Origin of the sequence: Pseudodesulfovibrio sediminis, from assembly GCF_020886695.1 — a bacterium.
GTDB lineage: Bacteria > Desulfobacterota > Desulfovibrionia > Desulfovibrionales > Desulfovibrionaceae > Pseudodesulfovibrio > Pseudodesulfovibrio sediminis.
Window position 1 is genome coordinate 3446017 of the sequence record NZ_AP024485.1, and the last position, 14444, is coordinate 3460460.

Annotated in this window: 16 protein-coding genes and 1 tRNA gene; 6 read left to right on the top strand and 11 right to left on the bottom strand. The window is 50.7% G+C overall.

Annotated elements, in window-relative coordinates:
- The first annotated feature begins 9 nt into the window (after window positions 1–9).
- Both SRBAKS_RS16165 and SRBAKS_RS16170 read left to right on the top strand, forming a co-directional pair.
- The gene (locus tag SRBAKS_RS16165; RefSeq protein ID WP_229591927.1) at window positions 10–990 is read left to right on the top strand and encodes a phage portal protein; all 981 of its coding nucleotides are present in this window, start codon (window positions 10–12) and stop codon (window positions 988–990) included.
- Between the two features lie 21 nt (window positions 991–1011).
- Window positions 1012–1269: an Ogr/Delta-like zinc finger protein gene (locus SRBAKS_RS16170; RefSeq protein ID WP_229591928.1), complete on the top strand. Its 258-nt coding sequence runs from the start codon at window positions 1012–1014 to the stop codon at window positions 1267–1269.
- A gap of 54 nt (window positions 1270–1323) precedes the next feature.
- Here the strand turns inward: SRBAKS_RS16170 and SRBAKS_RS16175 are convergent, their stop codons facing one another.
- The 4 genes from SRBAKS_RS16175 to SRBAKS_RS16190 form a co-directional block, all read right to left on the bottom strand.
- A complete protein-coding gene (locus SRBAKS_RS16175) occupies window positions 1324–1899 on the bottom strand; it encodes a hypothetical protein (protein ID WP_229591929.1) in 576 nt (191 codons plus the stop codon).
- Between the two features lie 489 nt (window positions 1900–2388).
- Complete coding sequence (locus SRBAKS_RS16180) at window positions 2389–2553, bottom strand: hypothetical protein (RefSeq protein ID WP_229591930.1); 165 nt, start codon at window positions 2551–2553, stop codon at window positions 2389–2391.
- Window positions 2554–2901: 348 nt separating this feature from the next.
- The gene (locus tag SRBAKS_RS16185) at window positions 2902–3561 is read right to left on the bottom strand and encodes a hypothetical protein (RefSeq protein ID WP_229591931.1); all 660 of its coding nucleotides are present in this window, start codon (window positions 3559–3561) and stop codon (window positions 2902–2904) included.
- 187 nt (window positions 3562–3748) lie between these two features.
- Window positions 3749–3922, bottom strand: a complete 174-nt coding sequence (locus SRBAKS_RS16190) for a hypothetical protein (protein ID WP_229591932.1) — start codon at window positions 3920–3922, stop codon at window positions 3749–3751.
- Window positions 3923–4836: 914 nt separating this feature from the next.
- On the opposite strand from SRBAKS_RS16190, the gene SRBAKS_RS16195 reads away from it, so the two are divergent.
- Window positions 4837–6009 carry a pentapeptide repeat-containing protein gene (locus tag SRBAKS_RS16195; protein ID WP_229591933.1) on the top strand — a complete coding sequence of 391 codons (1173 nt, stop codon included), beginning with the start codon at window positions 4837–4839 and terminating at the stop codon, window positions 6007–6009.
- A 29-nt stretch (window positions 6010–6038) separates the two neighbouring features.
- Here the strand turns inward: SRBAKS_RS16195 and SRBAKS_RS16200 are convergent, their stop codons facing one another.
- From SRBAKS_RS16200 to SRBAKS_RS17980, 5 genes are all read right to left on the bottom strand, one after another.
- Window positions 6039–6203 carry a hypothetical protein gene (locus SRBAKS_RS16200; protein ID WP_229591934.1) on the bottom strand — a complete coding sequence of 55 codons (165 nt, stop codon included), beginning with the start codon at window positions 6201–6203 and terminating at the stop codon, window positions 6039–6041.
- 8 nt (window positions 6204–6211) lie between these two features.
- Complete coding sequence (locus tag SRBAKS_RS16205) at window positions 6212–8887, bottom strand: toprim domain-containing protein (RefSeq protein ID WP_229591935.1); 2676 nt, start codon at window positions 8885–8887, stop codon at window positions 6212–6214.
- A complete protein-coding gene (locus SRBAKS_RS16210; RefSeq protein WP_229591936.1) occupies window positions 8880–9326 on the bottom strand; it encodes a hypothetical protein in 447 nt (148 codons plus the stop codon). Before SRBAKS_RS16210 ends, SRBAKS_RS16205 begins: the two co-directional genes overlap by 8 nt.
- Entirely contained in the window at window positions 9323–9811 is a 489-nt protein-coding gene (locus tag SRBAKS_RS16215) for a phage regulatory CII family protein (RefSeq protein ID WP_229591937.1), read from the bottom strand. The genes SRBAKS_RS16210 and SRBAKS_RS16215 overlap by 4 nt, the downstream gene beginning before the upstream one ends.
- Before the next feature lie 63 nt (window positions 9812–9874).
- Window positions 9875–10084, bottom strand: a complete 210-nt coding sequence (locus SRBAKS_RS17980) for a helix-turn-helix transcriptional regulator (protein ID WP_430708949.1) — start codon at window positions 10082–10084, stop codon at window positions 9875–9877.
- A 71-nt stretch (window positions 10085–10155) separates the two neighbouring features.
- Here SRBAKS_RS17980 and SRBAKS_RS16220 point away from each other — a divergent pair, with 71 nt between their 5' ends.
- The 3 genes from SRBAKS_RS16220 to SRBAKS_RS16230 all read left to right on the top strand — a co-directional run bounded on the left by SRBAKS_RS16220 (window position 10156) and on the right by SRBAKS_RS16230 (window position 12007).
- Window positions 10156–10668: a hypothetical protein gene (locus SRBAKS_RS16220; protein ID WP_229591938.1), complete on the top strand. Its 513-nt coding sequence runs from the start codon at window positions 10156–10158 to the stop codon at window positions 10666–10668.
- 95 nt (window positions 10669–10763) lie between these two features.
- Entirely contained in the window at window positions 10764–10976 is a 213-nt protein-coding gene (locus tag SRBAKS_RS16225; RefSeq protein WP_229591939.1) for a helix-turn-helix domain-containing protein, read from the top strand.
- An 11-nt stretch (window positions 10977–10987) separates the two neighbouring features.
- Window positions 10988–12007, top strand: a complete 1020-nt coding sequence (locus tag SRBAKS_RS16230) for a tyrosine-type recombinase/integrase (RefSeq protein WP_229591940.1) — start codon at window positions 10988–10990, stop codon at window positions 12005–12007.
- Window positions 12008–12148: 141 nt separating this feature from the next.
- Here the strand turns inward: SRBAKS_RS16230 and SRBAKS_RS16235 are convergent.
- Window positions 12149–12224: transfer RNA gene (locus tag SRBAKS_RS16235), tRNA-Thr, on the bottom strand.
- Between the two features lie 143 nt (window positions 12225–12367).
- Entirely contained in the window at window positions 12368–14365 is a 1998-nt protein-coding gene (locus tag SRBAKS_RS16240; RefSeq protein ID WP_229591941.1) for a hydantoinase/oxoprolinase family protein, read from the bottom strand.
- Window positions 14366–14444 lie beyond the last annotated feature (79 nt).

The window sequence follows — 14444 nt, forward strand, 5'->3', positions numbered from 1 at the left end:
GGAGCATCCATGAGCGATTCCCAGATATTTACTTTTGGCGATCCAGAGCCGGTTCTGGATGGTGCCATCTATGACAATCTCGGCGCGTACCTGTGGGACAATGGGCGATACTATGAAACGCCTGTTCCGCTGACCGGCCTTGCCCGGCTTCTGCGCGCCAACGCCTACCATGGCCCGGCCCTTGGGTTTAAAACTCAGCAGATCATGCGTGGCTTTCATGCATCCAATGCGGTCAGTCGTAAGGCCATGAAAGCCATGGCAAAGGATTATGTGGTTTTTGAAAATGCCTATTTTCAGAAGATTCGTAATTTCATCGGTGAAGTGGTGGAGCTGAAGCACCTCCCGGCAATTAACATGCGTCGCATGAAGGAACCGGACACCTTTTGCATGCTTCAGATCCACGGCGAGCTGCTCCCGTTTGAACAGGGCGAAGTCCTGCATATCAAGAGCTATGACGTCAGCCAGACCATTTACGGTTTGCCGGAATATCTGGGCGCGATCCAGTCCATGTTGCTCAATGAAGAGGCCACCCTGTTCAGGCGCAAGTATTATCGGAACGGCGCGCACATGGGCTACGTGTTTAATACGACGGGCAACATAGACAAGGACGCTCAGGAACAACTGAAAGAAAAAATCAAAGGCACCAAAGGGCTGGGGAATTTCCGGTCCATGTATGTCCATATCCCTGACGGGGACAAGGACTCCGTTCGGATTCTGCCAGTGGGTGACTTCTCAACCAAAGACGAATTGGAAAAAATCAAGAATCTGTCTCGGGATGACATTATCGCGGCCCACCGCATGCCCCCGGCCCTGGCCTGCCTCATCCCGCAGAATCAAACCGGCTTCGGCGACATCGTCAAGATCGACGCCGTGTATCAGAAAAACGAGATCCACCCCATTCAAGATGAACTGGCCGAGGATATCAATGAAGTTCTTGTGCAGCGTGACCGAATCTCGTTTGACCGTGAAACTGACAATCAGGCAGTGTGATGAATCAACGAGGAAAACACCATGGCATTCAGAGTATATTGTCCCACATGCGGCAAGGTCGCCCGAATCACCAGCTCCAACAATATGAACCGGCAGTTCAAGCAGGCATATTGCATCTGCTCGAACCCGGCTTGCGGCCACACGTTCGTAATGAATGTCGAGTTTGACCACACCCTCAGTCCCTCGGCCCTGTCCATCCCGGAGAACCTGCGCAAGCAGATCCGCGAGACAGACCCCGCCCACCAGGCTTCCTTGTTTCAGGACATGGGTATCGGCTGAATTTTATACAAAATAGAAAGCCCCGGCAGCGTAAATGCTGTCGGGGCTTTGCTTTTAATCTGACTTAGGATCGTTCAATTCTTGCGGAGATGCGATTTGAATTGTTTGTGTCACGGTGTCACCTACATGTTCCATCTCGTTGAGGATTCCTCTAAGGAGGTTGGTGAATCCGATATTGAATCCAATCAGGCTTAAGTAAAAAATTCCAATAAGAAGTGCTGCTAAGAATGTCCCGATAATACTGGAAGTGATGTTTTTCCTCCAACTGCCTTTCAGTCGATCCTTGATTTCTTCTTCCATGACTGCAGTCATTTCTGTGACGGTATCAGCGCTAACTTCGTTGAAGACTGCCGCCATTTTTTCCGAAGCATCTTGTTTGTATATGTCTACATGTTCACAACAGGTTTCATGGAATGCTATGAGTTCTTTATCTGAAGGCCCTCGGTTGTTTGTCTCTTTGAACTGCTTGATGTAAGCTATTTTTTTCTTTTTATAGAGGCCATAAGCGACGAGCCCGAGGAAATCCTCGGGCCCTTCGACTATTTTTTCGTAAATGAAATTGTAATGGCGTTCTTTATTATCTGATTGTGAGGACTTTTTCGAACGCGGCCCTGACTTTTTCTTTGTCATAAATAAATTCCGGCATCTTAACAGATGACCTGGCTTTGCGCCTAGGTTGAGAAGATTCGCCGGATACAATACGTGTGTTCGCACGCTTGACGGCTTCCGGTGTTACTTCAATCTTGACCATTGTTTCCTCGCAAAGTGCTAAAATGATGACACTTTTTATTTTTTTCGTTGCAAGATGACAACATTCTGCCTTTCATTTTAGAAAAAAACAAGAAATTTGTTTCTTGGCGTGGTTTAAAAAAAATATAAAATGTTTCAATCTTTTAAATAGGCATCCGTGGGCTGTCACGCAATAGCGAAGCCCCGACCTTGATCGGGGCTTTCCTTTTTAATTATTTCGAGCCGAGTCCAATGCCTCTAAACAGGCGTCCAGATCGTTGGCTAGGAGGTTGAGTAGGGCTGCTAGGCCGACTCGCTCCAATTGGTTGGATAAGTAGCGTAGGGAATGGACAACAAGGGAAACTCGGTTGAGGGCTTGGTCCGGTTCCATCATACGGCCTCCCGCGTTTCCAGTTGTTCGGCAATGCCGAATAACTTGCCGGTCAGATAGTCCAAAGTCGTGAATTCATCCGGGATGAGTTCACGCAGTTGGTTCAAGATGTCCGCTACATCGCGGATGTCCTCAACAGGGGAAGGGGTGATTGTTTGTGCCATGAGAAACTCCAAGTGTAGTTAATGCGGCACTGCAAAAAGCAAATGCCGGGTGGTAACTACAGCTTGGAGCTGCTGGCTTATTCCCCCGAAGGGTATTGTATTAGGCCACCACCCGGCATGAAGATCATACCGTATTGCCCTATCTAGAGGGCGCAAAAAAACCACTTCTCTCGGGCGTGGCAACCGCCAAGGTGTAGTTAGCACCAAAGCCAGTAAGCCATAGAGAACGGGGTGGTGTCAAGAAGCTGTATCGTTTCCCTCAATGACCACAAGTCCATGATCTATCAACGCATCAATAGCATCACTAACTGCGTCTTCCTGTGAATAGATTCTCATGTTGAATTTCGTTTATTGTTGTTTTGACGGAACTGCAGTCAATTCTAAATATGTCTTTCCATCTATTTTCGAGGCGGTCATGGTTATTAAAGCGTTAGAGTGCTCGGATATTTGTTGAGAGCCAATGTCTTGAACAGCAGCTTTGAGCATGGAGGCCCAGTAAAAGGCAATCTGCATATTCGTGAGGCTTGGATCTATGCATCCGAAGAAAGCGATCATGGTTTTTGTAGGAACCTCCATTTTCCCTTTTTCAGCTAGGCAACTCATACCGGCTTTGGTCAGCATGCCACCTGTTTCCGCAATATGAAATTCAACACCAGAAGCTTCATACTGTGACCATGTACTTTTTTTGAATTCAAGCCCAGTTAGCTCTTTGAGCATTGAATCAATGAAAGCCGTGTATGTAGTGTTAAAAGCAGGAGGCATTGGTGGTGCTTGGCCCGTGACAGCTCTTTCAATGGCAGCTTGGTCTACAGAAGGAGGGGAATGTTGGATCCCTGGCGAAAGAGACATAGCTGTGCCATTGCATGCGTATATATGTTTGTCTTTTATCCAATATCCCGCCTCGTTATTAACGAGAATTGCTGACCCCCCGTAGAGCGGATACACTTTCCAGTTTTCAACATTGTACGGAGTTGTCCAAGTCTTACTGATTTTTTCATAACCGTACATTTCAGGTCCCCACCCTCCCAGTAAAAGAACTGAGCATAGGATAAGAACCTGTAACAATCTAACCATGATACCTCCTCGTTATGGGGTGTCCTTTATCATTTTTTTTGTTGTCTGTGTAGGGTTCAATTCTGAGGGGACTTGGGACGTAAAAGACCCCGGCAGTATCCACACTGCCGGGGCTTTTCCTTTATCCTTTCTCCGTATCATCCAACGCCAACAAACATTCCATCACATCATCCCCCAGCAGATGGAGAAGTTCGCCTCCGTCTGGCTGATGTTCGGCCAGCCAGTAAAGAGCTTGGGCAATCCGTGAGAGTTTGTTCAGGGTGTCTTCATATGAGATCGGGTTCTGGTCGAGCATGCGTAATCTCCAATCATGAGTGGGTGCCTTCCCTCAAAGGCCATGGTGCGCACAAACGATTGGCGCGTGGGGAGAAATACGCTGGAATTACGAGTGAAATTGGATCAACTAACTGATTTAATGTGGTTTATGGATAACGGCGAGCAGTGGAAGTGTGGTTTCCATTCCCTCAATGGGGGAGGGGGCATCGGAAAAGTGTAACTTTTGTAATCAGCATAGCTGAATCTGCCGCCAACCCGCAGTATGCCTTGATTTCATGAACATGGTCAAAATGTAATTTTACTGTAAATAAGTGTAACCAGAAATGTAATGAGTAATAAAATCAACAGGTTGAAATATTGAGAAATGTAATGGATTGAGTGTAATTAAATTACATATTTATTACTAAAAAATTACATTTCATGATTCCCTCTTAGCCGTTGGCACTCATAGCTTTCTGAGCTTTTAAAAATTGTGATTACAAAAATTACACTTTTCCGAACCCCTCCCCTGTTTCCAGAAATTGCCCCTCACGCGTGACGCGCCTGCGCATACGTGCGCGTAAAATACTGGCGCGGATTCTCACGTATAAGAAAACCGGCACCATGATGACGGAGAATACATAGTCCGGTATGTCCAGCGTGCTGGCCTAGGGTAGATAGAATTATGGCCGGACTTGAAATTGTATTTTGATGTGTTCGACTTGCGGTGGGATCTGGACCATGGCACCCGCTTCTAGGACGTCTATGCCGATCATGGCAAAGACAGATCGGCCAGACATGCGAATAGTGTCAATAGGTACTATTTCATCTTGATCTACCTTTGCTGAGAACTACGGTTTACGCGGCCAGTTCGGTTGACATATTCGACAATTCAGGAGCAACCTCCTCAAGAATCATATTCTCTATTTCATCTTTATTTTGGAGGCTTTCCTTATGGCGAACCCCGATCATTTGAAAATATTGGAACAAGGCGTTGAGACTTGGAATAAATGGAGAGAGGACAATCCAGAAGTTGTTCCAGACTTTCAAAACGCGGAACTCAATGGCCTGATCTGTAATGCCCCAGAGCTTGTGGGATTGCAGTCAGACAATCAGATCTTTCAATGGAAAACAATCCAATGGTTGCACGGCGGAGAGGCAGTGGTAGTAGCTTTTGACCCAATTGAGAAGATGACCATCCATGGGATAAATTTTCAGGGGGTGGATTTTCGAGGGGCTCAACTCAAAGGAGCAAAGTTCTTGGGAGCGGATTTTAAAGAAGCAGATCTCCGAGGGGCCAACCTCCATATGGCACTCCTTTGGGGGACAATCTTTCACAAGGCAAAACTCAACAATGTAGTTTTTGATTTCGTAGAAGCTTATGGGTCGAGTTTTTATAAAGCAAAATTTACTGATGCCTTTCTCCAAAGCGTCAAATTTCAGAGAACCAATTGTGTAGAAGTGAGTTTCAAAAGAACGAAGTGTCTTGGTGCCGATTTCTCCGACTCGGCTATTGAACTTGCTAATTTTCAATCGGCTAAGCTTACTAAGGCTATTTTTCATGGTTCGAGTATTATTGAAGCGAAATTTCAAGGGGCAGAGTTGTCTTGGGCAAACCTGTCTGACACTCAAGTCGCTGGCGTTGAATTTGACAATAAAATGAATTGTAGGGGAATCTCTGTGACCAACTGCGAAGGCAGTCAAAGATTTATCCGCCACGTTATGGACTTGGATTACATCGAGGAGACCAAAGAGAAGCATCCCAAATTCTATTGGTGGTGGAAGAACACTTCCGACTGTGGGCGTTCCTGGGGGCATTGGGCAGTTATCTCTTTTGGCATAGCGATGATCTTTGGTGGTATTATGGATCTTAGTCGTCATTTGTTGACTTGGTTCCCGTGGATGGATGCTTTTGTTCCAGCTATGCAGGCCAGCCATTTGCAGGATGGTTGGCTCACTCCATACTATTTCAGCATCGTGACCTTCACCACCCTGGGATTCGGGGACGTTGTCCCGGTTAATACTGCGGGCCAAGTCCTGTTGATCCTCGAAGTGGTCACCGGCTACTTCATGCTCGGCGGTCTGATAACGCTGTTCGCAACCAGAATAGTGCGGCAGAGCGGATAGAGCTGCGGTGCTCATAGCTCTGCATTCTATCAACTCGTCTGCGCCTGGGTGCAGTCTTTAATCATGTCTTCCACAGCCTCGGCCTGGCTTTTCACCAGGGCCACGCCAGGGTAATATTCATCCAGCCTCTGGATTAGCCGCATGAGCATCTGGATTGATTCCATAGTTGCGTGTTCTATTTCGATGGTTCCCATACTTCCTCCTATTTTTGAAAAATCCAACAGCGGACGGTTTTTCCTAAGTGTCGGCTATTGATGGCCCGGCTGGATTCTATGAACTTGTGCCGTTTGCCGTGGGGCAGCAGCTTCTTCAGTTGTCTGAGATCGGGCATCTCCTGGCCGTGCCGTTGGCACATCTCGCGGATCTGCTCCAAGTTGATGGCGAGCTGGTCGCTCTTGTTCGAGTGGTTGAGGAAGTCGTCTTCCTTGGTGGGGTGCTGAGTGTTCAGGTAGTGGTAGCTTTCCCAGAACTGTTCCAGCATGGGGTGATCGTGGGCAAGGCGTTGTTCTCGAGCTTCGGCCCTTTTCAAAATGTAAGAGGCCAGGGCTTCCTGTCGTTCTGAGGTCATGGCTTTGGGAAAGAGGACAGACAAAGCATCACCGAACGCGGCTACTTGGGCGTGGTTTTTTACAATTCGTTCATTGCGGATTTTTTCATTTTGTCCGAACAGCCTTTCATATTTAGGGAATGCTTTTTCATAGACCTGCAGGATCTGCCTTTCATGGCGCAGAGCCTTGCGCATGAACCCGCCAACGGTCTTGCTGCTCTGCCGCTCGAACCATCTGGCCGTGTCGCGGGAGTCTGGCTTGTGGTGGCGTTTGTCCACATGGACATGGACAACGCGCTGGAGCAGTGCCTCTGAACCATCGACTTCGGCGTTCTGGCTGATAACCAGGGCGGCTTGGAAAAGGGATTCCTCGACATCGTTATTCCTTCTGGCCACGCCCAAGGTGCCGGTGCCGCGACCATTGAAGAAGGGCTTGCACAGGTCGAAGTCAAACTGCTTGGCCTTGCCATCTTTGCTGCCGTCGTCTCTGTCTGATTCGATGATGACAACAGGCAAGTTCGACACCTGGTTAAAGGCTCGGCGGCGTCCTGCCGTGGTGGCCTTCATGACGTCGAAGCCTTCGTAATCGTCCCGGCCAAAGAGCTTCCAGAGGAATTCAAGGACCGTGGATTTACCCGCGCCTGGTTCTCCTGTGAATTCAAAAAAAGGCCAGCTCTTATGCTTGGTACGGATTTGCTGTGCGAACAGGCTGCCAAGCCAGAAGGCCAGGAGTGCGAGGCCCTGCCAATGGAATGCGCTGTGAAAGTTTTCTAGCCAGGTCGTGTCGAATTCTCCATCTGTTTCGATTGAGACGCCGTTCAGAGTGGTCTTGATTCCGGTCTTTCCGACCTGGAAGTAACCATCATTGTTCAGTTTGATTTCTTGCCCGTTGAAGTAGGCCGCATTTTGAAAAACATAGGCACTTGAATCGCGGTCATATCCCACAAAAGGGATGGCCGTGACGGTTTTCATTTTTGAATTCAGCCAGCCATCGCGCAGGATTTTCAGTTGTTTGACTTCGCCGTCAAAGGTGCCGCCTCGGGATTTGTTTAATAGGGACTTGTGGAAGGCATCCGGGCTGGTGATGTTTGTACCCTCCAGGCCGATGATGTCCGAGGGGTTGCCGTTGGAGTAATTGATCTGGAAGACGTAGCGTTGCTCCTCCATGATCTCGTCACGCTCCATGTAGAGGAAGCGGGGATAGACGTTTGATATCTGGTCTACGTCGACATTCCGAATGAATATGTCCCAACCTTGTTTGGAACTCAGTTTGATGGGTTCGGGGTCCGATTCTCCATCCTGTTTTTTCTTGGGGTTCAAGTCCATTTCCAAAGCGCCGGAGTTGATTTCGATGCCGTATAACGCTGCTTTGAAATCAAGGATGAAGGTTCTGTATGGGTGGCGTTGGTAGAAGAAGTAGGCCTTCTCCTCCACGCTTTCGGCCATGAAGAGTTTGCCTTTGTAGAGGCCGTTCTCAATGAGGGTTTTGTTCAGTTTGTGTTCCCGGTGGTAGTCGTCCCAATCCTTCCCATTGTCGGGGAGGATGAGGACTTCTACTTTTTCTCCCATCTTGTTCAGCAGCTTGGCGTCTTTGATTGTGCCTTTGCGCCCGGCCTTGTCACCATCCAGGGCTAATACCCATGTGATCCCTTTCCCGGCATGCTCTTTGATAAAGGCTTCCGGGAAGTGGTTGCTTGAGATGGTTGCAGCGGCTTTGATGTCGTAGTGGTAAAGGGCGATGGAATGGAAGATTGCCTCAACAAGAAAACAGCGGTCGCCTTCTTCGAGGGAGACTGTGGGCGGGAGCCATGCGTCCCCCTTGAACAGAGAGCCATCTGGTTTGCGCTTTCCCCCGATATTGTTTTTTTGCCCATCGGCTTTTGTCTTGTCTATGAGCCTTTCCCAATATCGCGTTTTCTCCTTGTCCAGGTAGAACCGGACCGTGTGGCACATGGTGGTGGAGCGCGGGAATGTGTACGCGGCTTGCTCATACCACCCCCGGATCTTGGAAAGGTCGAATCCTCTATCCAGCCCCATGACGGCATCGGCTGTTTGGTTCGGCTTGTTTTCCGTCGGAGCATATTTTTTTGAGAAGTTGGTGAACAGCTCCGGCAGCAGCTCACGCGTGGAAGCTGTCCAGCCGCACTTCGTTTCTCTGTTGCAGCTCACCCTCCACGGTTCGTCTTTCTTGATCCAGAGTTCATGCTTACCACACGCAGGGCAGATTCCTTTACGAAGGTGAGTATTGCAGTCAACAAACTGGAGAGAGGAATCCTGCATTAACGACCGGACAATCTCATCGGCTCCAATATCCTGGCGGTAGTTAGTCATTGACGCGCATCTCCGGGGCCTGTGTCAGAGAAAAAACAGGGTCGCCCATGGGGGAGAAGTCCGGGATGTTGTCATGCATCTGGTGGAAGTCTCCCAGGGACATATATGAAGCGCGTCCTTTTGCTTCAGTGTCGGTGGATTTCAGCAAATCGACTAACTCCATGTTGAGTCTGTCGGCAATGAAGGAAAGACCGTTGGCATCGATGTGTATGCAGGTCCGTTTTCCTCGTCCTTGCCCTTGGCCCTCAATGGTCAATGGAAGGTTTTTCAGGAAGCTATGGAGTTCGCACAGCTTCCTGAAGCGGAGGGCTGCAGGGAGCATGTAGAAGATTTGCTTGACCAGAACGCGACGGTCGCCGTTGTCCAAGGCCGAGTACATTATTTCTGCCAGGGACTTTAGCCGCTCCTGTTTGCGGATTGCGATAAATTGTCTGCTCATGCTGAAGCCCCTTTTCCTTCTGCTGCGAGATCCCGCTCGAGGATTCGCAGATCGGCGATAAGCTCATAGCCTTCTGTCAGGATGTCCTTTGTCTCGTTTATGAGTGTTCTGACTTCTCCTTGGTCAAGAACTCCGTCCGCGACGGCTTCCTGCCCTTTGCGTCCGAGGTCGCCAACTTCTCCGAAAATGTTTGCAATACGAAAAGCGAGATTTTCACAGTTCACATCTCGGTCAACCTTTGGGATGCCGTAGGTCATGACCTTGGCTTGGAGCCATTGCAGGACCAAGCTGTTGCCGACCACATGGCAGAATCTGGGGAGATATATTATCGACGGGAAAAAGTTTTCTGTGCTGAAAACTCGCCGGACATATGATCCGCTCCATTCCATCTCTTTGGCGATGGTCTGAAGGTCCTTTGGTGATTGCTCTATAGCTAATTTGAAAGCATCGATGGCGTCCAAATCGGCCAGCCCTTGTGTATCCATTCTCTGGTCCATGTTGTTGTTCCTCCGTGTTGAACACATGGGTTGCGGGGATTTGTCCCCGTGCTAGGACTTAGTCTCGCCCTTGAATAATTGGGGTTGCAGATCCTCAATGGGGATCTGCAATTTTGCGTAGTAACGGACGACCGAAGCCTCCGGCACAGACGCTGCCTTGCAGTGCCTCATGACGGTGGATCGGTCGGTCCCGACCATGCGAGCTAGGTCCGCATAACTAAGTCCGTGCCTCTGTCGATATTGTTCAAGTGCGTTTTCCATGGGGCTTTTGTTGCATGCCTACAACAATAAGGTCAAGCTAAAAAATGAGCGTTGTCTCAGGGGGTGGGTTTATGTCAAAAAACATGGACAGTTATAAAATTACACGTAGGGCAATGGAATTGATCCTTGAAGAGGTCGATCGGAGAGTGTCCAATGGTGAGTCTCAGTCGGCTATAAGTCGTTTGGTTGGTTGTGACAGGGCGACCGTTCATCGTTGGTATACTGAACGCATTGTCCGCGAGAATACCTCATTTCGAGATATGGTTCGGTATCTGGATCGGTTGCGAATTCCTTTGGTGAAGGTGTTCGGGAGTGGTGATGATTTGCCTCCACCATCTCCTGACCGTGCCATGACGGTACTGGATAAGGCTATCGCTTCAACTCTTGTGGCTGCGGCAAAGGCCCTGGGTAAAGATTACGATGATGTGTCCAGGGAGCTTGAAAGCTTGGATCTTCCCGATGTTGAGTCATTGTTGAAAGGGCGAGAGCCTATGCGGGCAAGTGATTTTTCCAAAATGTGTAGAGCCGTGGGAGTCTCTCCGGAGGCTGTCCTAAAGCGGGCTTCAGGTATTACAGAAGAGTAGTTTTCTCTGATTATGTGACCTAGTTCTCACATCGTGTTGACTTGCGTGTTACACATGTGCAACACAAGAGCCTTCTTAATTAAGAGGGCTTTTTAATGGAACATTGGTTGAAAATGGGGGCGGCATGCGAGGCGTGCAACATACACCGTGACACCATGCGCAAATGGTGCCGGGATGGTGTTGTCACAGCCAGACAGATTCCCGCCGGGAAAAGAAAGGATTGGCGAATCCTTGAAAGCTCCCTCCCCATTCATTCCAACGAACTGGAAAGCAAAGCCCTCACCCTGTTGCAAAGGGCCGGGCTGTGATGGTGGACATCATGGGTGTGAGCAGGAAGCCGTTCAAGGTGGCCGGTAGAAACGGCTACTATTATAAGATTGACGGCAAGAGATTGACGTTAAGTACCCGTGATTTTGTTGAAGCCTCCCGGCTTTTGAAAATAATTAGGACCGCATATCTAGAAGGCAAGGTTCGCCGGATCACCGGGGAGTGTTCAAAAAATCTAGGTCAGTTTGCCGATGAGTTTGAGGTTTGGGCTTTGGATACACAGCCCAGCAAAACATTCAAAGCCAACCGGCTGGCCCTTCGGAAAATCATCGAGATTGAAGGACGTAACGTCCGCCTCGACAGGCTTACCCTGAAAACCATGGATGAGCTGAAGCGCAAAAATCGAAAGCTGAAGCCATCCAGCATTAACAATTACCTGCGCCACTCAAAGGCCGTTATGAATAAGGCCGTGGAGTGGGGATACCTCCAAGCCAATCCCTTCAAGGGTGCCAAGCTCCTACCCCAGAAAAAGCGGGTGGGCTTCATTGAGCCAAAACAGATTACGAATTTCATTAAGTCCATCGAAGATCTTGGGTTGCGCCGGTTCGTTGTCGCCTGCCTTTCTACTGGTCGCCGCCGGTCGGAGCTGGTGGAACTGTGCTGGGAAGACATCCTTTGGGAACGGAAAGCCTATTTCATTGCCAAGGAAAAGCGGAGCCTTTGTAAGACATACCCCATGAGCGCGTCTTTTTTGACTCTCTTGAAATCCATGAAAAAGGGTAGAGGGAAAATCTTCACCCGGTGGAGACACGCCGACACCTACACCCACAAGACCAAGGAAGCTCTGAAGGCTGGCGGCTTCGGACATCTTACTCTCCACGATCTGCGCCATTCCTTTTCTGTTGCCATGCTCGAAGGTGGTGGCGGAATGAAGGCCCTTCAGAAAGCTCTTGGCCATTCCGAGTTCCGAGTGACCGCCGATACCTATGCCGACGTCACCGATGATGGCCTACGGGCAGCGGTCAATCTCGTGAAACTTGGGCCTCTCGACCTGTTCTCCGATAAAAAGTAATTTGGGATGGACCCAATATGGACCCCAAAACGCAGAAATGGACCCTTTTATGGGTCCATTTGTCGGTAGTTCTCGTCAGTTTTCAACAGTCAAAAAAAGGGCTGATCCGGCTATAAAGCCGCGTCAGCCCTTGATTTTCCTTGGAGCCAGGAATCGGAGTTGAACCGACGACCTACTGATTACGAATCAGTTGCTCTACCAACTGAGCTATCCTGGCGAAACGGGAGTCGATTTTTAAACCAGGGGATGGTGTTGGGTCAAGTGAAAAAGCGATGGTTTGTTTTGGACGTATGGTGGGCGATTCCTTGCTTTGGGGGAGGTGTTGGTTGACTGGCGTGGTTTTTGGGAGAGGGGAGGGGATTAGTGTATGTCCAAAATGAGGTTGGACCATTCGTCTACCTGAACGGTGACCTGTGGCGGGATGACGATGGTCGAGCTGTATTCTGTGACGATGGCCGGGCCGGTAAAGTTGTTGCCAGGGGCGAGGGCGTTTCTGTCTATGATGGCGGTTTCGTATTCTTTGCCCGAAAAAATTGTTTGGCCTTTGCCGGTGATAGCTGCTGCCGATAGGTTTCTTGGCCCCGGTGTCGCGCGGGAGAACGTCAGCGATGGCTGGCGACCAAGGCTTCTGAGACGGACGTTGACCACTTCCACTGGCTTGTCGTTGCGGTGGCCATATTGTTTCTCGTGCAGGGTGTGAAAAGCTTCGATGGGGGCATCACAGAACGGGACCACTATCTCAAAGGATTGGCCGGTGTATCGCATGTCCAGATACCGTTCGTGGGTGATATCGGATTGGATCAGTCCTTCTGCGGAGAGTTCTGCCTCTCCTCGGGCTTCCAGCTGTGCGAAAGCGTGTTCCATGGCATCAGGGGTGAAGTCGTCGGCACCGCACATGATCGTGCGGGAGTAGTCCTTGACCACGTCGGCCATGAGCATGCCGGTGGCCGAGAGAATGCCGGGATTGACCGGGATGAAGACCGTGGGCATGCCGAGCAGTCGGGCCAGTTCTGTGCAGTGCATGCCGCCCGCGCCGCCGAAAGAGAAGAGGGTAAACTCCCGCGGGTCGAAGCCTTTTTCCACGGAGATGATCCTGATGGCCCGCTCCATATTGGCATTGGCCACGGCCAGTATGCCCTCGGCCAGCTCCACTGGGGACATGTCGAGCTGGTCAGCCAGCGCTTCAATGGCTGTTCGTGTTTGTGTCTCAGCCAGTTCCATGCCTCCGCCGAGGAAGTGCTCGGGAACGATACGGCCCAGATACAGGTTGGCATCCGTCACCGTGACCTGATCGCCGCCCTGCGCATAACAAATGGGACCTGGGGTGGCTCCTGCGCTTTCAGGGCCGACCGTCAGGGAGCCGCCCGGGTCAAGGGCCGCGATGGAGCCGCCGCCCGCACCCACGGTGTGGATGTCGATCATGGGCACTTTCACTGGATAGCCTGAGATGGCCGAGGTCGTTGTCAGCGGGAGGACTTGATCCATAAGGCTGACATCGGAGCTGGTGCCGCCCATGTCAAAGGTGATGATCTTGTCGAATCCGGCCATTTTTCCCAGCTCCAGCGCACCCACCGCACCACCGGCCGGGCCGGACAGGATGGTGCGCACTGATTCCCGCATGGCCGTTGCCGCCGAGATGGAGCCGCCATTGGACTGCATGACGCGCAGAGAGTTGCCTGACACGGCCTGGTTCAGGGAGGTCAGATAGCGGGTCATGATGGGCGAGACATAGGCGTTGATGACCGTGGTGGAGGTGCGTTCAAATTCGCGGAATTCGGCCAGGATATCGCTGGAAAGTGAAGCCGGCAGGTCCAGCGCGGTCAGCATGTCGCCTATCTGCCGTTCATGGCTGGGGTCAAGGAAGGAGAAGAGCAGGCAGACGGCCACGGATTCGGCGCCGCTGTCCTGTATCCGCCGGATGACTGCTCGGGTGGCTTCAGCTTCGAAGTCCTCTATGATGTCTCCTTCTGAAGAAACTCGGCCGAGGATGCCAAAGCGCAGTGCTTCGGGGATGATGTGGGGCTGTCGTCGGTAAGCGAGGTCGTAGAGACGGGATCGATTCTGCCGGCCTATTTCGATGATGTCGGTGAAGCCTGTATTGGTCACCAATGCCGTGCGCACGCCCTTGCGCTCCAGAATGGCGTTGGTCGCCACGGTGGAGCCGTGGACAATGGACATGCCGAGGTCCTGGATGCGGTCATCCAGTCCGAGGGTCTGCACGATATGCTTCAGCCCGTTGATGACGGCCTCGGCAGGGTTGTGCGGGGTGGACAGGGTCTTGTATGTGCCGGTGGTCTCGCCTGTCACATAGGTGAAATCAGTGAATGTGCCGCCAGTGTCGACGCCGATGGTGATCATGCTTGTCTCCCTTGAATGTCGGGGCGCGATAATACAGTAAAGCGCAACGGACCTCCAGTGGTAAGGCTTGCCTTGCTCC